Source organism: Haliea sp., assembly GCF_040221975.1.
Taxonomy (GTDB): Bacteria; Pseudomonadota; Gammaproteobacteria; order Pseudomonadales; family Halieaceae; genus Haliea.
Window position 1 is genome coordinate 67,851 of the sequence record NZ_JAVJWR010000036.1, and the last position, 19,699, is coordinate 87,549.

A 19,699-nucleotide genomic window follows, 5' to 3' on the forward strand; every position below is an offset into this window, starting at 1 on the left:
GTTAGCCCTTTGCGGGACCGTAGCAAACATGGATGTTTGCTACGAGCCTACATGGACGTATTTACGGCGTGTCCCGCAAGGGGCTAACGGCCTGCTGGCTCCGGGACTCTTCCACTCAACCAGAAACCATCGGCAAGAATGCGAAAGTTACGCCCGCTGACTGGAGCAGGAAACGATCTCCCCGGTCATGTAACCCGAGTAATCCGACGCCAGGAACATCATCACATTGGCGACTTCCCACACTTCCGCCGCGCGCCCGAAAGCTTCTTTCGCCGCCAGCTCCTCCAGCAGCTCCATCGGCGTGGTCTTCTTCAAGAACTCGTGGAAGGCGATCGACGGTGACACCGCGTTGATACGCACGCCGTGGTCGGCGGCTTCCAGGGCGGAGCAGCGGGTCAGGGCCATGACGCCGGCCTTGGCCGCGGCATAGTGGCACTGCTCCTTCTGTGCGCGCCAGCCGAGGACGGAGGCGTTGTTGACGATGACGCCGGCGCCGCGGGGCTGCATCTTGCGCAGCATGGCCCGGGTCATGCGCATGGTGCCAGTGAGGGTAATGTCGAGCACACGACTCCATTCCTCATCGGTCATGTCGACCAGCAGTTTGGTGCCGCCGAGACCGGCGTTGTTGATCAGCACATCGACGCCGCCCATGGTTGCCTCGGCCTCGTCGATCAGCGCCTGCACGTCGTCTTCGACGGTGACGTTGGCGAGCTTGCCGTGAATTGCCTCCAGGCCGGTATCGGCCTTGAGCTGCTCCACGGCCTTGGCCAGGCGGCCCTCGTGGATGTCGCTGATCATCACTGCGCGGGCGCCCTCTTCCGCGGCGCGGGTGGCGGCGGCAAAGCCGATACCGGCGCCGGCGGCGGCGGTGATGAGGACGGACTTGCCGGCCAGCAGGTTGTGGCCGGGTACGTAAGGTGGTGGTTCTTTCAGTGCCATTCGAATTCTCCTCTACCCGCGCGGTTCGCGGGGCATACCCAGCGCACGCTCGGCGATGATGTTGCGCTGGATCTGGTTGGTACCGCCGTAGATGGTATCGGCGCGGGTGAACAGGTACAGGGACTGCAGTCGGGTCAGTTCATAGGGGGCGGCGGCGATGATCTCGCTTTCGGCGCCGAGTACGTCCATGGCCAGCTTGCCCAGGTTGCGGTGCCAGGTCGACCAGTACAGCTTGTAGATCATGGCCTCCTTCTGCAGGCTGCCGTCGTCACCGCCGCCGGACAGCATGCGCATGCTGTTGAAACGCAGGATGCGCAGACCCACGTGGGCGTCGGCGATGCGCTGGCGCAGGGCCGGGTCGCGCGCGGCGCCGTTGGCTTTGGCGATCTTGACGATCTCATCGAACTCGTTCTGGAACAGCATCTGCTGGCCCAGGGTAGACACGCCACGCTCGAAACCGAGCAGGCCCATGGCCACTTTCCAGCCTTCGCCGGGAGCGCCGACGATGTCGTCGGCGGCGCAGACAGCGTCGTCGAAGAAGACCTCGTTGAATTCGCTGGTGCCGGTGAGCTGCTCAATGGGCCGCACGGTAATGCCGGGCTGGTCCATCGCCAGCAGAAAGAAACCCAGGCCTTTGTGCGCCACCGAGTCCGGGTCGGTGCGCGCAATCACAAACACGTACTGGGATTCGTGGGCCAGGGAGGTCCAGACTTTCTGGCCATTGATCAGCCACTGGCCGCTGGCCTCGTCCAGGCGTGCCCTGGTCTTCACGTTGGCGAGGTCGGAACCGGCGGACGGTTCGGAGTAGCCCTGGCACCAGAACTCGCGACCTTCGCGGATACCCGGTAGATAGCGCTCTTTCTGCGCTTCGCTGCCAAAGGCGATCAGGGTCGGCCCGGTCAGGGTCTCGCCGATGTGGCCCATGCGGCCGGGGCCGCCGGCGCGGGCGTACTCTTCGTTGAAGATCACCTGCTGCTCGATGCTGGCGCCGCGGCCGCCGTACTGCTGCGGCCAGCCGATGCAGGTCCAGCCACCCTCGGCCAGCTTGCGCTCCCAGGCCTTGCGCTCCTCGACAAAGGAGTGTTCGTCGCCCGGGCCACCGCGGCCGCGGATAACCTCGAATTCACCACAGAGATTGGCCGCCAGCCAGGCGGCGACTTGTTCCCGGAACTGCTCGTCTTCGGGGCTGAAACTCAGCTTCATGCCGCCTCTCCATCCAGTAACTGGCGCGCCAGCCGCTCCCGATGCCAGGCGCCATCGCCCAGCAGGGTCTCGGTGGATTTCGCGCGCTTGAAATACAGTTGAATATCGTACTCCGCGGTAATGCCGACGCCGCCGTGCAGCTGGATACCACAGCCAGCGTTAAAGAACGCCGCGTCGGAGCAGTAGGCCTTGGCAATGCTGGCCGCTTCCGCCAGGCCCGCGCCCAGCGGGTTGCCGGCCAGGGCCTCGTCGGCAATGCACGCTGCGTAGTAGGCAGCGGAGCGCGCGGCTTCCACTTTCAGCATCATGTCCGCGGCCTTGTGCTTGATCGCCTGGTAGGAGGCGATGGTGCGGCCGAACTGTACCCGCTCCGTGGTGTAGGCCACGGAACTGTCCAGAGACTGCTGGGCCACGCCGACCTGCTCCGCAGCCACCGCGACGGTAGCCAGATCGAGAATCTTCGCCAGCGCCGGCCAGGCGGCGCCCGCCTCATCCATGAGCGCGTCGGCGCCGAGCTTCACATCCTTGAGGGTGATGCTGGCCTGCTTGCGGGTCTGGTCCATGGTCGGCAGCCACTCGTGGCTGGCCCCGGCAGCGTCCGCTGGCAGGACGAACAGGCTGATGCCCGCCTCACCTTCACTGCCCGCCTCGCGGGCGGCAACAATCAGGATGTCAGCCGTGTGGCCATCAAGCACATAACGGTACTCGCCGTTGAGCACGAAACCGTCACCGTCCGCCGCCCAGGTGGCCTGCACCGCGTGGGCGTCCGGCCTGCTGCCGGGAGCCATGAAGGCCAGGGTCGCGGTGCTGCCAGCGGCAATCGCCGCCAGATACTGCTGCTTCTGCTCCTCGGTACCGGCTACCAGCAAAGCGTTGACGCCCAGCCCGACCGTGGCCAGGAACGGCGCGCAGAGAAGAACCCGGCCCATCTGTTCCTGCATGGCCGCCAGCTCGACAAAGCCCAGCCCGAGGCCGCCGTAGGCTTCGGGGATATGCAGCGCCGGCCACATCATCTCCTCGCTGATCTGCCGCCACAGCGCCTCGTCATAGCCACGCTCGGTGGCCATGGCCGCGCGCACCGCGGCGGCGGTGGAGACCTCCGCAAGGAAAGCCTCCGCCGTATCGCGGATCATCTGCTGTTCTTCGGTAAAGCGAAATTCCATGGGCCCTGCCTCAGCTGCCAAACACTTTCTGCGCCGGCACTTCCCGCGCCAGCAACTGCGCCACCGCATCGGTGAGTTCCGCCGGATCCCAGCGCTCGCCCTTGTCCACCGGCTCGGTGGAGCGCCAGCCATCGGCAATCGCGACCTTGCCGCCCTCGGCCTCGAACAGACGGCCCGTGACGTGGTCCGACAGCGGAGACACCAGCCAGGCCACCAGCGAGGAAACATTCTCCGGCGCGAAGTAGTCGAAACTGCCATCCTCAGGTTTTGCCATGCGCTGGGCCATCGCTTCCACCGCGGTGGTCATGCCCGTGCGCGCCACCGGCACCAGCCCGTTGACGGTAATCCCGTAGCGACCGAGTTCCGCCGCCTGGGTCAGTGTCAGCGCCGCAATCCCCGCCTTCGCCGCGGCATAGTTCGACTGCCCCACCGAGCCCTGCAGGCCCGCACCGGAACTGGTATTGATAATCCGCGCGTCCACCGCCTTGCCTTCCTTCGACAGGCCACGCCAGTAATGCACCGCGTGGGAACTGATGCAGAAGTGCCCCTTGAGGTGCACCGCCATGATCGCGTCCCAGTCGGATTCGGTCATGGAGGCGAACATCCGGTCGCGATTGATGCCGGCGTTGTTGACCACCGCGTGCAGGTCCCCGAACGTGTCGATGGCCTGCTTGACCGCATTGAGGCTGTCATCGTAGTTGGTGATGTCCGAGGTGTTCACCACCGCCTCGCCACCCGCCGTAGTGATTTCATCCACCACTGCCTGCGCCGCGGCTTCGTTGATGTCGTTGACCACCACTTTGGCGCCTTCGCTCGCCAGCACCCGGGCATGGGCCGCACCGAGGCCGCCGCCGGCGCCGGTGATGATCACTACTCGTCCTTCACATGTTCTGCTCATCGCTTTCTTCCTGTCTGCATTCGTGTCGAATTCAATCTATGTTGCTTGGGAGCGTAGGTCCCGCTGCGCTGACGAGGGCGGAAGGCCTCCGGGACACGCCGTGAATACGTCCATGTAGGCTTGTGTTCGGCATCCATGCCTCACACAGTCCCGGAGACCTTCCGCCCTCGCCTGCACAGCTACCTTCGGTGCCATCTACGAGTCTTGCACCGGCAGAGGCGCAGCGTCTTGCAGGGGGGTTGGCGGGACCGTATGCGACATGGATGTCGCGGTGCCGCCCAGGCATCCGAGCCCCCATGGACGGGTTCACGGCGTGTCCCGCCAGCCCCCCTGCAAGATGCTGTGCCGCGCTACGAAGTGCCCGAAACGCTAAATGCCACGAAGGAGGTGCTCACAGCCGCTCGATGATGGTGACGTTCGCCTGCCCACCCCCCTCACACATGGTCTGCAACCCATACCGCCCCCCGGTCCGCTCCAACTCGTGCAACAAGGTAGTCATCAGCTTCGTACCCGTAGCACCCAACGGATGGCCGAGGGCGATGGCGCCGCCATTGGCGTTGGTGCGGGCGTGGTCATAGCCGGTGTCCGCCAGCCAGGCCATGGCCACGGAGGCGAAGGCTTCGTTGATTTCCACCAGGTCGATGTCCGCCAGGCTCATGCCCGCGCGCTTGAGGGCGTAGGCGGTGGCGGGGATGGGCGCGGTCAGCATCCAGATCGGGTCGGCGGCGCGTACGCTCATGTGGGCGATGCGGGCGCGGGGGGTGAGGTTGTAGCGTTTCAGGGCCGCTTCGGAGACGATCAGCATGGCGGAAGAGGCGTCACAGGTCTGGCTGGAGACGGCCGCGGTGATGCTGCCGCCTTCCTGCAGGGGCTGCAGTTCCGCCATTTTCTCCATGGTGGTCTGGCGCGGGGTTTCGTCCATCGCCACGCCGGCCAGCGGCGCGATTTCGCGGCTGAAGCGGTCTTCCTCAATGGCACGCAGGGCGCGGCTGTGGGATTCGAGGGCGAAGGCTTCCATATCCTGGCGGGAAAAGCCCCACTTGTCGGCGATCATCTGCGCCGAGTTGAACTGGGACACGGGCACCTTGCCGTAGCGCGCAACCCAGCCTTCGCTGCCGGAGAATGGATCGCTGAAGCCCAGCGGCTCGGCGGCCAGCATGGCGGAGGAAATCGGGATCTGGGTCATGGTCTGCACGCCGCCGGCGATCACCACGTCGTTGACGCCTGCCATGATGGCCTGGGCGGCAAAGTGGACGGCCTGCTGGGAGGAACCGCACTGGCGGTCCACGGTGGTGCCGGGCACGGCTTCGTCGAGGCCCGCCGCCAGCCAGGCGGTGCGGGCGATATCGCCCGCCAGGGGGCCGATAGTGTCGACGCAGCCGAAGATGACGTCGTCATAGTCGCCGTCGGGAATGCCGTTGCGTTCCACCAGCGTCTTCAGTACGTGGGCGCCGAGGTCGGCGCCGTGGACGCCAGCCAGACCGCCCTTGCGCCGGCCGGTGGGGCTGCGTACTGCATCTACTATATAGGCATCTGCCATGGTTCGGATTCCTTTTTGCAATTACTGAAAGGTGGCGCCGGCGCCGAGGACAGCGCCCTCGGCAAAAATCGCCTGCGCGACCTGCTGTTTGTGGAAGCCCGCATCACCCCAGGTATTGGCCAGCGCCCAGGCCTTCTTCATGAAAATATGCAGATCCACTTCCCAGGTGTAGCCCATGGCGCCGTGAACCTGGATGCTGTTTTTTGCCGCCAGGCTGGCCGCCTCGCAGGCTGCCAGCTTGGCGTGGGCGACGTGGCGCGCAGCGGACACGGCATCTTCCGCTACTGCATGGGCGGCGCGGTAGACGGGCGCCTTGGCGTACTCCAGTTTTACCGCGACGTTGGCCAGGTGGTGCTTGACCGCCTGGAAGGAGCCGATGGGCTTGCCGAACTGCTTGCGCTCGGTGGTGTAGGCCACGGAGAGATCCACCATGCGCTGGGCCAGGCCCAGGGCCTGGGCGGCGCAGCCGAGGGCGCCGCGGTTGAGGCTGGCGCTGCGCAATGCCGCCGCCGGCTCGCCGGACACCACCGGTGCCACGCCGGCATTCATGGAAACGGTGAACAGGCGCCGGCCGGGGTCGATGCTCGGGTTGTACTCGCAACTAAACTGCCCCTGTTCCAGGGCGTACCAGCGGCCGCCCTGCTCCAGCAGCAGCAGATCCGCGACATGGGCATCTTCCACCAGCAGGTTCTGTTCCAGGGCGACCACGATGCGGGCCTCCCCGGCAGCGGCACGCGGTAGCCAGCGTGCCGCCAGGTCACCGCCAATATCCTGCAGCCAGGGCACCCCCACCAGGGCGTGGTTCACCAGCGGCTCGGGCAGGGCCACGTAGCCGCACTCCTGCGCCAGCAGGACAAAGTCCAGGGCGGTCATGCCCAGGCCATCGTGTGCCTCGGGCACAGTCATGCCGGTGAGGCCGAGTTCAGCCAGCTGCTGCCACAGGGCCGGGTCGCGACCACTGTCAGTGTCCCAGCCCGCGCGCAGGCGCTCGGGAGTGATTTCGTTGACCAGAAAGCTGCGCACGGAGTCGTGGAACAGGAGCTGGTCTTCGCTGAATGTAAAGTCCATGGTTACCTCGGCATGCCCAGCATGCGCTCTGCAATAATGTTGCGCTGGATCTCGTTGGTGCCGGCGTATATGGGGCCGGACTGGGAGAACAGCCAGCCATCCAGCCAGTTGCCGACGCCCTGCGCCGCGGGGGCGTACGCCAGCAATTCGGCGCGGGCGCCGAGAATGCTCATGGCAGTGGCGTGCATGTTCTGGTCCAGTTCCGACCAGAAGATCTTGTTGGTGGAGGACTCGGCGCCAATCTTGCCGCCCTGGGTCAGGCGGCAGGCGGTCTGGTAGGTGCTCAGGCAGTACGCCTCCGCATCCATCCAGGCGCGGATGACCGCCTCCCTGAGCGCCGGATCCTGGCTCGCGCTCACCTCGTTCTCAAGGTACAGCTGCACCAGCCGGCGCGCGGTCTCCTGGAAGCGTGCGGGCGAGCGCAGCATCAGGCCGCGCTCGAAGCCGGCCGTGGCCATGGCCACGGCCCAGCCCGCGCCCTCGTCGCCGAGGCGGTTGCTGACATCCACCTCCACGTTGTCGAAGAAGATCTCGGCGAAACCGGGCAAGCCGTCCAGCTGCGGGATCGGGCGCACGGTGATGCCCGGCGTTTTCAGCGGCACCAGAATGAAGGTCAGGCCGCGGTGGCGCTCGGACTCCGGATCGGTGCGGAACATGCCGAACAGCCAGTCCGCCCACACCGCCCGGGTGGACCAGGTCTTCTGGCCATTGATGATATACCTGTCGCCCTCGCGGCGGGCACTGGAGCGGATCGCCGCCATGTCGGAACCGGCGCCGGGCTCGGACCAGCCCTGGGCCCAGATATCGCGACCCTCGGCCATCGCCGGCAGGAAACGTGCCTTCTGCTCTTCGGTGCCGTACTCCATCAGGGTCGGGCCGAGCAGGAAAATGCCGTTCTGGTTCACCCGCAGGGGGGCGCGGGCGCGGTAGTACTCTTCCTCGAAGATCAACCATTCAATCAGGTCGCAGCCGCGGCCGCCCAGGGCCTCGGGCCAGGTGACCATGCCCCAGCGGCCCTCATTCAGGGTCGCCTCCCAGTCGCGATGCTGCTGGAAGCCTTCCTCGGTGTCAAAGCTCTGCAGCGACTCGGCGGGAACATGCTGCGCCAGCCAGGCGCGCACTTCCGCGCGGAACGCCTGCTGCTGTTCGGTAAAGGAGAGATTCATCAGTGATTCCTGCCTGCGCTTAAAACTTGGCGTCGCGTTTCTGCACGAACGCGTCGCGGGTTTCCTGGGAGTCGCCGAGGGTGTAGGCCTCCAGGGTAAAGCCCTGCTCCCAGCGATACTTGTCCTCGAGGTTGCCGTCCTCGATACCGTTCAGGGCCTCCTTGGCCAGCTTCACCATGGCCGGGGATTTCTCTGCGATCTTCGCCGCAATCCCGCGGGCAGTCGGCAGCAGTTCCTCCCTGGGCACCACTTTCTCGATGGCACCGAGGCGCCAGGCCTCGGCGGCGTCGATAAACTCGCCGGTGAAGTACATGTAGCGCACCTTCTGCACCGGGAACATACGCTGCAGGTGGGCGCCGCCACCCATGGCGCCGCGATCGATCTCCGGCACCCCGAAGCGGGCACAATCCGAGGCCACCAGAATGTCCGCGGCGCCGGCCATGCCGATGCCACCGCCGAGGACAAAGCCGTGCAGGGCAATGATGACCGGCTTCGGGTTGCGGTGGATGGCGCGGAAAGTCTCGTAGTTGCCCTTGTTCACGGGAACAATGCGCTGGGGATCGGCGGCCAGCTCCTTGATATCCACGCCGGCGCAGAAGCCCTTGCCCGCGGCGGCGATCAGGATCACCCGCACCTCATCGTTTGCGCCCAGCTCGTCGATTTCCCGGGCAATGGCAAACCAGCCGGCGCTGTCGAAAGCATTGACCGGCGGCTGGTTGAGGATCATTTCGGCTATGCCGTCCTTGATGGTGGTGCCAAAGGGCTTGCTCATGTCAGCTACCTGCCTGTGTGCTTGGGTTGGCCCGCTGCGCCAGCGCAGTCAGGCGATGTTCTGCTTCCGCGACGATGGCATTCACCAGCTCCTCACAGCTGAGCAGGCTGTCGATCACGCCCGCCACCTGGCCGCTGGGCAGCACGCCCCGGGACGGCTCGCCATCCACCATCGCCTTCTGGATGATCATCGGCGCGTTGGCGGACATGATCGCCTGGGCCGCGCTCATGTCGTCGCTGCGGGTCATGGCGAAGGCAGACTTCAGCAGGCCCACCAGGCTGGCGCCGGTGTGCTGGCGGAACGCCAGGCCGTTGCGAATGGCGATCAGCAGCTTACGCACGCTACCGGCCCGCTCCATCTCCCCCAGCAGCTCATTCATGATCATGCGCTGGGGCAGGCCGTCCATCGCCCGGGAGACGATGATGTCGCCCGGGTTCTTGCAGTCCAGATAGCGCTGCAGGGTTGCATCCGGCACCGGGGATTCCCGGGTCAGCAGAAAGCGGGTGCCCATGGCGATGCCCTCCGCGCCCCAGGCCATGGCGGCAACCAGGCCGCGGCCGTCCTTGAAGCCGCCGGCGGCCACTACCGGCACCTTGTCACCCACCGCGTCGACCACCTGCGGTATCAGCAGGGTAGTGGGCACCGCGCCGGTATGGCCACCGCCCTCCCCACCCTGCACCGTGACCGCATCCGCACCCAGCTCCACCGCCTTGAGGGCGTGCTTGGGCAGGCCCACGGTGGGCATGCAGACCACACCCGCGTCCTTGAGCTTGCGGATCATGTCCGGGCCCGGGGAGCGGGAATAGCTGACCGCTTTCACCTGGTGGCGGATCACCATGTCCACGATATCGGCCGCATTGGGCTGGTACATGTGGAAGTTGACGCCGAAAGGCTTGTCGGTGAGTGCCTTCACCCGCAGGATATCGCGCTCCATTTCCGCCGGCGGAATGGTGGCACCGGCGAGGAAGCCGAAGGCGCCGGCGTTGCAGCTGCCGGCCACCAGGTTCGGGTCCGCCACCCAGCCCATCGCCGTCTGCACGATGGGGTAGCGACAGCCAAGCAATTCCGTGAGTCGTGTCGTCAACATGTATGAGCCTCAGCCGCGGTTGCCCGGCGGGTTGTCGGCGATCTGGGACGCGCGCTGGTTGTGCGGGTCCAGCGCGGCGATGATCGCCATTTGATCCTGCGTCGGCGCCGGCGTGGTCGGCACCGTGGCGGGAATGGACAGTGCGAAGCCGGTGTTTTCCTGTACCTGCTCCACGGTGATGCCCGGATGCAGGGACAGCAGGCGCAGCTGGTGCTCGGGCCCGCCGAAATCCATGACACAGAGATCGGTGATCACGCGGCGGATATCGACGTCATCCAGCGAGCGGCCCCGCGGCAGTCGCGCCGGGTTGTAGCCGATGGAGGACACGTAGTCGCACTCGCCGTCAATGAACACGCGGGTATTGTGCCCCGGCACGAAGAAACTGTTGGCGTGGCAAATCGAGTTGCCCGGAAAGCCCCTGGCGCCCAGCATCATCACCTTGGGCTGCTGGTAGGTGCCACCCAGGGCCGAGGTGTTGGTCTGGCCGTAGCGGTCGATCTGGGTCGGGCCCAGCATGGCGTGGCGCTTGCCGCTCCAGACGTTGTCGAAGATGCGGGAAAAGCCCATCCAGGTTTCATTGGCCTGGCGGAAATCCGCCGGACGCTTGCCGATGGGGTTGGGCTCGCTGAGCAGGAAGGCCTCGGAGTCCGTCATCATCAAATCCGGGTTGAAGGTCTTCATCGCCAGGCTGGCGGCCAGGCGCGGAATCACGCCGATGCCGGTGGCCAGCACCTCGCCGTCGTGGCGGAAAGCTTCGGCCGCGGCTACGACGCACAGTTCGGCCAGGGTGTAGTCGGTTGCTGCAGTAGACATGTGGTGTTCTCCCTCGCCAATCAGTAAGTGGGCAGCTCAAGCGCCCTGATGGCGTCGAGACCGCCGACATTGCGCTGGTACTCGGCCTCGTCGGCACCCAGGTATTGCTGCAGGTAGCCGTCGATGCCGCCGTCCTTAACCGATGCGGCGTAGGCCTTGAAGTGGGCCACATCGAAACCGTACAGGGGATTGCAGGAGGTCGGATGGGCACCGCCCGGAATTTCCACCACGGCGCTGGTCGCAGCGCGCTCCCAGAACACTTCCCGGGCGCGAGCCGGATCCTGGAAGAATTCCGTGTCCACCAGCTCGTCGCAGGAGACGATGGTGGTGGTCGCGGCGCGGGCAAACCAGTCGTCCAGGTAATGGTCGGGGCCGGCGATCTGGCAGACACCGCGGAAATCCGCCCGGTCGACGTGAATCAGGGACACATCCAGCTTCAGCGCCGGCATGGCCACCCACTCCTTGTCATCGTAGGGGCTGTCGACCAGCTTGATCTCCGGGTTGTGGGTCAGCACGTCGGTGCCGAGGCCGACCGCGGTGGGAATGAAGGGCAGGCCCCAGGCCGCGGCACGCAGTCCCAGCAACATCATGCCCTCGTCGACCTCCATCACCTCGATCGCGCCGCTCTGGCGGGCCTGGCGGAAATAGGGTTCCAGCGGAATGAAATCCAGGGACACGAAAGCGAACACCAGTTTTTTCACCTTGCCAGCGGCACACAGCATGCCGACATCGGCGCCGCCGTAGGCGACCACCGTGAGGTCCTTCAGGTCCGAGCGCAGGATTTCCCGCACCAGCGCCATGGGCTTGCGCCGGGGGCCCCAGCCACCGATGCCGATGGTCATGCCGTCTTCGATTTGTGCCACCGCGTCGCGGGCACTGAGCCGTTTATCCATGTTGCCTTCCTTCAGCTGACGATCCGCGCCATGCGGTAATCGTGTTTGACAAAATTGACCCCCAGGGTGCTCTCCGTGCGGCGTACGCCGGGGATGCCGCTGATGCGCTGGTGCACGAACTCCGCCAGGTGCTCGTTGCTGCGCACCATGGTGATGGCGAGGATGTCCGAGCGACCCAGCATCTCGCCGACAAAGCCCAGCTCCCCAATCGCCGCCAGCGCCTGCGCCACCTCCTGCACCTGGTAACTGCGCTCGACCTCGATCCAGATCCAGGCCAGCGCGCCGTGGCGAAAGCGATCAATATTGGTGATCGCGGTAATGCGAATCTGTTTCTCCGCCTCCATGCGCTTGACCCGGGCGCGCACCGTGCCTTCGGTGACCCCGAGCTCGGCCGCTATCTGGCGGTTGCTGATACGCGCATCCCGGGACAGCCGCGCGACGATCTGGCGATCCACCTCGTCCAGCCCGCGGGCGCCGCTCACCGCAGCTCTCCGTCGTGAAAAGGCACCCAGTCAGGCTGATTCTTCAACACGTTGACCGCCAGCGACGGCGTCAGCCGCCGCACCCCGGCCATGTTGGCGATACGGTCCTGCAGCAACCGGTGCAGAGCGCCCTGGTCCTCCGCCACCATCAGGATCTCCAGATCCTGGGCGCCAACCACCACGTTCACCGAGAACACCTCGGGAATGGCCGCCAGCTCACGGGCCACCTCTTCCGGCGAACGGTTTTCCACCTGTACGCCGATGGCCAGCAACATGCCATAGCCCGCGGCCTCGATATCCGTCACCGCCACCACGCGCATGGTGCGGGACTCCTCCAGGCGCCGCACCCGGGCTCGGACCGTGGCTTCGGTCAGGCCCAGCTCGCGGGCGATGGAGCGGTAGGGCAGGCGACCGTCGGCCCGCAGCAGGGCAATGATGCGGTGGTCGGTGTCGTCCAGCTCAATCTGGGCGGCACCGGCCTGGCGCTGCGGGTTGAGGGCCACTAGCCCTGCTCCGCCGCCGCGCGCTGGCGCAGCTCGTTCTTCAGCACCTTGCCGCCGGCATTCATCGGCAGCTCGCTGACGAAGCGCACCTGTCGCGGTACCTTGTAATTCGCCATGTTCTGGCGCGACCAGGCGATGACGGCTTCCTCATCCAGTTCCGCACCCGGCGCGGGCACGATCCAGGCGCAGGCCACTTCGCCCATACGCTCATCCGGGACCCCGATCACCGCCGCACGCGCCACACCGGGCATACTGTGCAGACTGTTCTCGATTTCCGCCGGATAGCAATTGAAGCCGCCGACGATGAACATGTCCTTGATCCGGTCGGTGATGCGGACATAGCCGTCCTCGTCCATCACCCCTACGTCCCCGGTCTGCAGCCAGCCGTCATCGGTAATGGCGCGGGCGGTCTCCGCCGGATCGTCCAGATAACCCTGCATGACATTGTAGCCGCGGCACCAGATTTCTCCCTCGGTACCTGCCGGAACCGTGTTGCCGTCCAAATCGACGCACTTCATCTCCACCCCGGCCATGGCGCGGCCGGAGCTGTGGGAGATGCGCTCGGCGCTGTCCTCGGGGCGACAGATGGAAATCACGCCGCAGGACTCGGTGAGCCCGTAGGCGGTCACCACGACCTTGAAGCCCAGCTCGTTGCGCATCTTCTCGATCAGGGACACCGGCACCGGCGCGGCGCCAGTCACCGCGAGACGCAGGCTGGAGAGGTCGTAGTCCCCGCGATTCGGATGGGTCAGCATGGACTGGTAGATGGTCGGCGGGCCGGGAATCACCGACACCCGCTCGCGGTGGATCTGCGCCAGCACCGCATCGAGGTCAAACTGTTTCACCGGCAGCATGCGCGCACCGCGGATGATCGCCGCCAGCCACCCGGCCTTGTAGCCAAAGGAGTGGAAGAACGGGTTGATGATCAGGTAGTTGTCCTGCTCGGTCAGGCCCACCGTGGCGCTCCAGGTCTCGAAGGCGCGGATATTCTGGCCGTGGCTGGTGACCACGCCCTTGGGCTGGCCGGTGGTGCCGGAAGTGAACAGGATATCCAGGGTATCCGCGGGGGAGAGCTGGTCGGCGCGGGCCTGGACCCCGGCCACACTGGCATCGGCGCCGGCAGACAGGAAATCGGCCCAGCTGCGTGTTCCCGGAGCTTGCCCCTCGAGCAGGACAATCTCCTCCAGGGCCGGCAGCTCCTCCCCCTGCAGCAACTGCGGGTACCGCATGCCCAGGAACTCGCCGACGGTAAACAGCCAGCGGGCACCGCTGCGGCGCAGGATGAAGCCGGCTTCGGCACCCTTGAGCCGCGTGTTCAGGGGCACCAGCACGCCGCCGATGCTCTGGGCGCCGATAGCGGCGACTACCCACTGCCAGATATTGGGGGCCCAGATGGCGATGCGTTCGCCCTGCTTGAGACCCGCGGCCAGGAACGCGCGCGCAGCTTCGATGCGGGCCGCATCCAGCTCCGCATAGGTCAGGGTGACATCGCCGTCGATCATGGCGATATGCCCGGGCAGGGCCGCCGCCGTGGCGGCGACGACCTGGGGCAGGGTACGCTGTGGCGATTCAGTGTCGGACATGGCTGCAGGCGCAATAACTGATCATTGGCCTGCATGGTAGTCAGTGAACTCCGGAATGACAACCGGAATTCGTAAATAATTGGTCTTATTACTACGAAAAAACCAATGTAGGAGCGCGGTCCCCGCGCGATCGCCCGCGGACAAGGTGAATGGCCGCATAGCGGCCAGAGAGGGTGGCCTGGGCCAGCGGGCTCCTGATCGCCCGCGGAGCGGGCTCCTACACATCCCTGGTCAGGTTGGGAAGCTGTAGTCCTTGAACTGCTCGCGCAGTGAGACCTTGTGAATCTTGCCGGTAGCGCCGTGAGGCAGTTCGTCTACAAACTCAACCGCGTCCGGTTTCCACCAGGTGGCCACCTTGCCCTCGAACCAGGCCAGCATCTCCTCCGCCTCCAGGTCCTGGCCGTCGCCCTTGCGCACCACGATCAGCAGCGGCCGTTCGCTCCACTTGGGGTGGTAGTGACCAATGACCGCAGCCTCGGCCACCTTGGGGTGGCTCATGGCGACATTTTCCAGTTCGATGGACGAGATCCACTCACCCCCTGACTTGATCACGTCCTTGGTGCGGTCGGTGATCGCCATGTAGCCCTCGGGGTCGATGGTCGCCACGTCACCGGTTTCGAACCAGCCCGGCTCCGCGTGGGCGCCGTCCGCCTCGCGCTTGAAGTAGCCGGAACAGATCCAGGGGCCGCGCACCTTGAGCGAGCCGTAGGCCTTGCCGTCCCAGGGCAATTCCTCGCCCTCGTCATCGACGATTTTCATCTCCACGCCAAAGATCGGACGGCCCGCTTTCAACCGCAGCTTGCTGTACTCCTCCGCTGAATAGCGCTCCTTCTGGTCGGCACTGGCATTGATGCTGCCCAGCGGGCTCATCTCGGTCATGCCCCAGCCCACGCGGCTCTCGACGCCGTAGGCATCAAAACCCTCGGCGATGGCCAGCGGACAGGCCGCGCCGCCAACGACAATCCTCTTCAACGAGTCCACCGTTTCCCCCGAGGACTTGAGGTAGGCCAGCAGCGCCAGCCAGATCGTTGGCACCCCGGCCGACAGGGTCACGCCCTCATCGTTGATCAGGTTCGCCAGGGTCTCGCCATCCCCCATCTTGTTGCCGGGGAACACCAGCTTGGAGCCCGCCATCGGGCAGGAATAGGGATTGCCCCAGGCATTGACGTGGAACATAGGCACGATGGGCAGTACCACGTCGCTGGACGACAGTCCCATGGCATCGGGCATCATGGTGGCGTAGGCATGCAGCATGGTGGAGCGGTGGGAGTACAGTACCCCCTTGGGGTGACCGGTAGTGCCGGAGGTATAACAGAGAGCGCAGGCATCGCGTTCGTCCAGCTCCGGCCAGTCAAAGTTTCCGCTGCCTCCGGCGACCAGGGTTTCGTAACAGAGCACGTTGGCAAGCTCCGTTGCCGGCATGTGGGCCTCGTCGGTCAGCACCACCCAGCCCGCCACCCCCGGACATTCCGGCGCCAGCTTCTCCGCCAGCGGCAGGAAATCAGGGTCGAGGAATATGTAGCGGTCCTCGGCGTGGTTGATGATGTAGACCAGCTGGTCCGGGAACAGGCGCGGGTTGATGGTATGGCAGACATAGCCGCTGCAGGCGGAGCCGTAGTAGGTCTCCAGATGGCGGTAATCGTTCCAGGCCAGGGTACCGATGCGGTCGCCGCGGGCGAGACCCCAGTCGGCCATGGCACTGGCCAGCTTGCGAGCGCGGACAAACGCTTCGCGGTAGGTGTAGCGATGGCGCGGATTGTCGCGGGTCACGGATACTATTTCCTGATCGCCATTCACGCGTTCGGCGTGGCGCATGATCTCGGTGATCAGCAGCGGCATGTCCATCATCAAGCCTTGCATGGTGTACTCCTGTTACGGTGACCGATTATTGTTCCTGACATTGTAACGGCTTGTCCGGCATTTGCTATTCCCGGTTCGCGGTCGCGCCCGCAGGGGGCTACAATCATTAATTGGCGCCACACCAGAGCAGGGCAATGGATGTCGATCAGATCGTAACGGACCTACTGCGGCTTCTGGGAGAACCACTGTGGCAGTGGCTGCTGGGCGCACTGTACCTGGCCATTGCGCTGCTCGCCGTCGTCCACGCCATGCTCTACAAGCGGGATTCCCGCGCCGCCATCGCCTGGATAGCGGTGACCCTGCTGTTCCCCCTGCTGGGACCCGCGCTGTATTACCTGTTCGGGATCAATCGCGTGCGCAGTCATGCCCACCGGCTCGGCGGCCAGAGGCGGCCGTTGCTGCAGGTCGGTCACGAGCGCGGTGTTGTCTCCGGGATGAATGCCGCCACTCCAGCCGGCCTCGGCAGCGAGTTCAAGCCTTTCGCACGGGTCTCCGGGCGCATGACCACCCAGCCACTGGTGGCCGGCAACCGGATACTGACTCTGCACAATGGCGAGGAGGCCTACCCCGCGATGCTGGCGGCCATCGCCAGGGCCGAGCGGCGCGTTCTGCTGTGCAGCTATATTTTCGAATCCGATCGCACCGGACGCCAGTTCGTGGCGGCGCTGGTCGCCGCCCGGGAGCGCGGGGTCGAAGTGCGGGTCCTGGTGGACGGCTTTGGCGAGCTTTATTCCTGGCCGCGGATCGGACGCCTGCTGCGCCGGGCTGAGCTGCCGGCAGCACGTTTCCTGCCGCCGCGCCTGCTGCCACCCTCACTGTTTGTCAACCTGCGCAATCACCGCAAGATCCTGCTGGTGGATGACCGGGAAGCCTTCACCGGCGGCATCAATATCGGCGACCGTCATCTGCTGAAATCGGACTCCCGCAAGCACGCCGCCGACCTGCACTTCCGCGTCCAGGGCCCGATTCTTGGTCAGCTGGAGGAGGTCTTCCTGACTGATTGGCGGATCACCACCGGCGAGACGCTGCCCCCATTGTGCCGGAGTATTGAGCCGCTCACGGACGGTGCGGTCTTCTGTCGCTGCATCAGTGACGGCCCCGGCGAGGACCTCGACAGGATTTCCCAGACCCTGATGGGCGCCATGTCTGCCGCCCGGGAAGAGATCCTGATCATCACACCCTATTTCCTGCCGTCGCGGGAAATGGTCGCCAGCCTGCAGTCGGCAGCCCTGCGTGGGGTGCGGGTGGTGATCCTGCTGCCGGAGGTCAACAACCTGCCCTTCGTGCACTGGGCATCCCGCAACCTGTTGTGGGAACTGCTGCTTTACGGGGTAGAGATCCGCTATCAACCGCCGCCCTTCTCCCACGCCAAGCTGTTCGTGGCTGACCGCTGCTATGCGCAGGTGGGCTCGGCCAACCTCGACCCGCGCAGCCTGCGGCTGAATTTCGAGCTCAACCTGGAACTGTTCTCCGGGGATACCGTGCTGCAACTGGCAATGGAGGCGCATCGCCGCTACCAACTGTCAGCACCGGTCACCCTGGAGGAGATGGACGGCCGCTCGCTGCCGGTGCGGCTGCGTGATGCCTTCTTCTGGCTTTTTCAGCCCTACCTGTAGCCGCGCATCCAGCACGGTATTGCGGCTGCAGGGGCTGGAATACCAGGTTCGGCAAACCGATGCTATAGTCCCGCCGCAGGTACCAATAACACACGGGGAGAGCACCCTGATGCCGCGTTTGAGCGAAGAACAGGCTCGCGCCTACTGGCGCCGCAACCTGACCCTGATGGCCAGGCTGCTCGCGATATGGTTTGTGGTCAGCTTCGGCTGCGGCATCCTGTTCGTGGAGCAGCTGAACCAGATCCAGCTCGGCGGCTACAAGCTCGGCTTCTGGTTTGCCCAACAAGGATCCATCTATGTCTTTGTGCTGCTGATCTTCTACTACAGCCGCAGGATGGCGGCGCTGGATCGCGAATTCGGCGTCGATGAGGACTAGCCCGTGGAGCTGAAAACCCTGACCTACCTGGTGGTTGGCGCCAGCTTCGCACTCTACATCGGCATCGCCATCTGGTCCCGGGCCGGATCGACCCGGGATTTCTACGTCGCCGGCGGCGGTGTGCATCCGGTGGCCAATGGCATGGCCACAGCGGCTGACTGGATGTCTGCCGCCTCGTTCATCTCCATGGCCGGCATGATCGCCTTCATGGGCTATGGCGGCTCGGTATTCTTGATGGGATGGACCGGCGGCTTCGTCATTCTGGCACTGCTGCTGGCCCCGTATCTGCGCAAATACGGCAAATTCACCGTGCCCGAGTTCATTGGCGACCGCTTCTACTCCCGCACGGCGCGGGTGGTGGCGGTGATCTGCCTCATCATCTGCTCGGTCACCTACGTCATCGGGCAGATGAAAGGCATCGGCGTCGCCTTCTCCCGCTTCCTGGAGGTGGACTATGGCACCGGCCTGCTGGTCGGCATGTGCATCGTCTTCTTCTACGCGGTGCTCGGTGGCATGAAGGGGATTACCTATACCCAGATCGCCCAGTACTGCGTGCTGATCATTGCCTACACCATCCCCGCCATCTTCATCAGCCTGCAGCTCACCGCCAACCCCATACCGCAGCTGGGGCTGGGCAGTACCCTCGCGGGATCCGACACCTATCTGCTGGACAAGCTGGACCTGATCGTCCAGGACCTCGGCTTCCACGAGTACACCACCGACTTCCGCCTCAGCGGTCTCAACATGTTTGCCTATACCGCGTCGCTGATGATCGGCACCGCCGGCCTGCCCCACGTCATCATCCGCTTCTTTACCGTACCCAAGGTGCGTGATGCGCGCAGCTCGGCGGGCTGGGCGCTGCTGTTTATCGCGATACTCTATACCACGGCCCCGGCTGTCGCGGGCATGGCGCGCCTGAACCTGATGCAGACCATCGAGCCCTCTCCGGGTGAGTACCTGGTTTACGAGGAGCGGCCGCAGTGGTTCCGAAACTGGGAAAAGACCGGGCTGCTGGCCTTCGAGGACAGGAACGACGACGGCCGCATCCAGTACAGCGCCGATCCCGCGGTCAATGAAATGGTCACCATCGACAACGACATCATGGTGTTGGCCAACCCCGAGATTGCCCAGCTCCCCAACTGGGTGATCGCCCTGGTCGCTGCCGGCGGGCTGGCCGCGGCACTGTCAACGGCAGCGGGACTGTTACTGGCTATCGCCTCCGCCATTTCCCACGATCTGCTCAAGGGCATGATCAGGCCCAACATTTCCGAGCGGGCCGAGTTGCGCGCCAGCCGGCTGGCCATGGCAGCGGCGATCGTCGGCGCCGGCTATCTTGGATTCAATCCGCCGGGGTTTGCCGCCGGCACGGTGGCGCTGGCCTTTGGGCTCGCAGCCTCGTCCATTTTCCCGGCGCTGATGATGGGCATATTTTCCAGCCGGGTGAGCAAGGAGGGTGCGGTTGCAGGCATGGTGGCCGGCATTGGTGTGACCCTGCTCTATGTGTTCCAGCACATGGGGATCATGTTCATACCCTCCACTGCCTTTCTCGGCGACATGCCGCCAAACTGGTTCCTGGGCATAGAGCCCAACGCCTTTGGGGCCATTGGCGCCGTGGTGAACTTCGCCGTGGCCCTGCTGGTCAGCCGCTTCACACAAGCGCCGCCGGTATCGGTGCAGGAGCTGGTCGAGCACATCCGGGTTCCGGTCGGCGCCAGTGCGGCGCAGAACCACTGAACA

Annotated in this window: 18 protein-coding genes; 3 read left to right on the forward strand and 15 right to left on the reverse strand. The window is 65.1% G+C overall.

Going from position 1 to position 19,699, the window contains the following annotated elements; genetic code table 11:
- Nucleotides 1-147 precede the first annotated feature (147 nt).
- The 15 genes from RLO07_RS18555 to RLO07_RS18625 form a co-directional block, all read right to left on the reverse strand.
- Nucleotides 148-939 (reverse strand): SDR family oxidoreductase, encoded by a 792-nt coding sequence (locus RLO07_RS18555; protein WP_462293637.1) that lies wholly within the window; start codon nucleotides 937-939, stop codon nucleotides 148-150.
- A 12-nt stretch (nucleotides 940-951) separates the two neighbouring features.
- The gene (locus tag RLO07_RS18560) at nucleotides 952-2,142 is read right to left on the reverse strand and encodes an acyl-CoA dehydrogenase family protein (protein ID WP_462293638.1); all 1,191 of its coding nucleotides are present in this window, start codon (nucleotides 2,140-2,142) and stop codon (nucleotides 952-954) included.
- The gene (locus RLO07_RS18565) at nucleotides 2,139-3,305 is read right to left on the reverse strand and encodes an acyl-CoA dehydrogenase family protein (protein WP_462293639.1); all 1,167 of its coding nucleotides are present in this window, start codon (nucleotides 3,303-3,305) and stop codon (nucleotides 2,139-2,141) included. Before RLO07_RS18565 ends, RLO07_RS18560 begins: the two co-directional genes overlap by 4 nt.
- 10 nt (nucleotides 3,306-3,315) lie before the next feature.
- Nucleotides 3,316-4,203, reverse strand: a complete 888-nt coding sequence (locus RLO07_RS18570; protein ID WP_462293640.1) for an SDR family oxidoreductase — start codon at nucleotides 4,201-4,203, stop codon at nucleotides 3,316-3,318.
- 391 nt (nucleotides 4,204-4,594) lie between these two features.
- Nucleotides 4,595-5,743, reverse strand: a complete 1,149-nt coding sequence (locus RLO07_RS18575) for an acetyl-CoA C-acetyltransferase (RefSeq protein WP_462293641.1) — start codon at nucleotides 5,741-5,743, stop codon at nucleotides 4,595-4,597.
- Between the two features lie 21 nt (nucleotides 5,744-5,764).
- Nucleotides 5,765-6,811, reverse strand: a complete 1,047-nt coding sequence (locus RLO07_RS18580) for an acyl-CoA dehydrogenase family protein (RefSeq protein WP_462293642.1) — start codon at nucleotides 6,809-6,811, stop codon at nucleotides 5,765-5,767.
- A gap of 2 nt (nucleotides 6,812-6,813) precedes the next feature.
- Nucleotides 6,814-7,977 (reverse strand): acyl-CoA dehydrogenase family protein, encoded by a 1,164-nt coding sequence (locus RLO07_RS18585; RefSeq protein WP_462293643.1) that lies wholly within the window; start codon nucleotides 7,975-7,977, stop codon nucleotides 6,814-6,816.
- 19 nt (nucleotides 7,978-7,996) lie between these two features.
- Entirely contained in the window at nucleotides 7,997-8,749 is a 753-nt protein-coding gene (locus RLO07_RS18590) for an enoyl-CoA hydratase family protein (protein ID WP_462293644.1), read from the reverse strand.
- Nucleotide 8,750: 1 nt separating this feature from the next.
- On the reverse strand, nucleotides 8,751-9,836 hold the full coding sequence (locus RLO07_RS18595; RefSeq protein WP_462293645.1) for an NAD(P)H-dependent flavin oxidoreductase: 1,086 nt from the start codon (nucleotides 9,834-9,836) through the stop codon (nucleotides 8,751-8,753).
- 9 nt (nucleotides 9,837-9,845) lie between these two features.
- Nucleotides 9,846-10,649 (reverse strand): CoA-transferase subunit beta, encoded by an 804-nt coding sequence (locus RLO07_RS18600; RefSeq protein WP_462293646.1) that lies wholly within the window; start codon nucleotides 10,647-10,649, stop codon nucleotides 9,846-9,848.
- Between the two features lie 20 nt (nucleotides 10,650-10,669).
- Nucleotides 10,670-11,542 carry a CoA transferase subunit A gene (locus RLO07_RS18605; protein WP_462293647.1) on the reverse strand — a complete coding sequence of 291 codons (873 nt, stop codon included), beginning with the start codon at nucleotides 11,540-11,542 and terminating at the stop codon, nucleotides 10,670-10,672.
- Nucleotides 11,543-11,553: 11 nt separating this feature from the next.
- On the reverse strand, nucleotides 11,554-12,024 hold the full coding sequence (locus RLO07_RS18610; RefSeq protein WP_462293648.1) for an Lrp/AsnC family transcriptional regulator: 471 nt from the start codon (nucleotides 12,022-12,024) through the stop codon (nucleotides 11,554-11,556).
- Nucleotides 12,021-12,527: an Lrp/AsnC family transcriptional regulator gene (locus RLO07_RS18615; RefSeq protein ID WP_462293649.1), complete on the reverse strand. Its 507-nt coding sequence runs from the start codon at nucleotides 12,525-12,527 to the stop codon at nucleotides 12,021-12,023. Before RLO07_RS18615 ends, RLO07_RS18610 begins: the two co-directional genes overlap by 4 nt.
- Nucleotides 12,527-14,110: a FadD3 family acyl-CoA ligase gene (locus RLO07_RS18620; protein ID WP_462293650.1), complete on the reverse strand. Its 1,584-nt coding sequence runs from the start codon at nucleotides 14,108-14,110 to the stop codon at nucleotides 12,527-12,529. The genes RLO07_RS18615 and RLO07_RS18620 overlap by 1 nt, the downstream gene beginning before the upstream one ends.
- A gap of 231 nt (nucleotides 14,111-14,341) precedes the next feature.
- The gene (locus RLO07_RS18625; RefSeq protein WP_462293651.1) at nucleotides 14,342-15,970 is read right to left on the reverse strand and encodes a 3-(methylthio)propionyl-CoA ligase; all 1,629 of its coding nucleotides are present in this window, start codon (nucleotides 15,968-15,970) and stop codon (nucleotides 14,342-14,344) included.
- 134 nt (nucleotides 15,971-16,104) lie between these two features.
- Here RLO07_RS18625 and RLO07_RS18630 point away from each other — a divergent pair, with 134 nt between their 5' ends.
- The 3 genes from RLO07_RS18630 (at nucleotide 16,105) to RLO07_RS18640 (ending at nucleotide 19,696) form a co-directional block, all read left to right on the forward strand.
- Nucleotides 16,105-17,586, forward strand: coding sequence for a phospholipase D-like domain-containing protein (locus RLO07_RS18630; RefSeq protein WP_462293652.1), 1,482 nt, complete (start codon nucleotides 16,105-16,107; stop codon nucleotides 17,584-17,586).
- Nucleotides 17,587-17,695: 109 nt separating this feature from the next.
- Nucleotides 17,696-17,962, forward strand: a complete 267-nt coding sequence (locus RLO07_RS18635; RefSeq protein WP_462293653.1) for a DUF4212 domain-containing protein — start codon at nucleotides 17,696-17,698, stop codon at nucleotides 17,960-17,962.
- Between the two features lie 3 nt (nucleotides 17,963-17,965).
- On the forward strand, nucleotides 17,966-19,696 hold the full coding sequence (locus RLO07_RS18640) for a sodium:solute symporter family protein (RefSeq protein ID WP_462293654.1): 1,731 nt from the start codon (nucleotides 17,966-17,968) through the stop codon (nucleotides 19,694-19,696).
- Nucleotides 19,697-19,699: the final 3 nt, after the last annotated feature.

Bases quoted from the DNA above. Each gene is read 5' to 3' on its own strand.
- RLO07_RS18590 (WP_462293644.1), bottom strand. From the start codon at position 8,749: ATGAGCAAGCCCTTTGGCACCACCATCAAGGACGGCATAGCCGAAATG.
- RLO07_RS18560 (WP_462293638.1), bottom strand. From the start codon at position 2,142: ATGAAGCTGAGTTTCAGCCCCGAAGACGAGCAGTTCCGGGAACAAGTC.
- RLO07_RS18575 (WP_462293641.1), bottom strand. From the start codon at position 5,743: ATGGCAGATGCCTATATAGTAGATGCAGTACGCAGCCCCACCGGCCGG.
- RLO07_RS18565 (WP_462293639.1), bottom strand. From the start codon at position 3,305: ATGGAATTTCGCTTTACCGAAGAACAGCAGATGATCCGCGATACGGCG.
- RLO07_RS18580 (WP_462293642.1), bottom strand. From the start codon at position 6,811: ATGGACTTTACATTCAGCGAAGACCAGCTCCTGTTCCACGACTCCGTG.
- RLO07_RS18635 (WP_462293653.1), top strand. From the start codon at position 17,696: ATGCCGCGTTTGAGCGAAGAACAGGCTCGCGCCTACTGGCGCCGCAAC.
- RLO07_RS18595 (WP_462293645.1), bottom strand. From the start codon at position 9,836: ATGTTGACGACACGACTCACGGAATTGCTTGGCTGTCGCTACCCCATC.
- RLO07_RS18605 (WP_462293647.1), bottom strand. From the start codon at position 11,542: ATGGATAAACGGCTCAGTGCCCGCGACGCGGTGGCACAAATCGAAGAC.
- RLO07_RS18620 (WP_462293650.1), bottom strand. From the start codon at position 14,110: ATGTCCGACACTGAATCGCCACAGCGTACCCTGCCCCAGGTCGTCGCC.
- RLO07_RS18555 (WP_462293637.1), bottom strand. From the start codon at position 939: ATGGCACTGAAAGAACCACCACCTTACGTACCCGGCCACAACCTGCTG.
- RLO07_RS18630 (WP_462293652.1), top strand. From the start codon at position 16,105: ATGGATGTCGATCAGATCGTAACGGACCTACTGCGGCTTCTGGGAGAA.
- RLO07_RS18585 (WP_462293643.1), bottom strand. From the start codon at position 7,977: ATGAATCTCTCCTTTACCGAACAGCAGCAGGCGTTCCGCGCGGAAGTG.
- RLO07_RS18570 (WP_462293640.1), bottom strand. From the start codon at position 4,203: ATGAGCAGAACATGTGAAGGACGAGTAGTGATCATCACCGGCGCCGGC.
- RLO07_RS18625 (WP_462293651.1), bottom strand. From the start codon at position 15,970: ATGCAAGGCTTGATGATGGACATGCCGCTGCTGATCACCGAGATCATG.
- RLO07_RS18600 (WP_462293646.1), bottom strand. From the start codon at position 10,649: ATGTCTACTGCAGCAACCGACTACACCCTGGCCGAACTGTGCGTCGTA.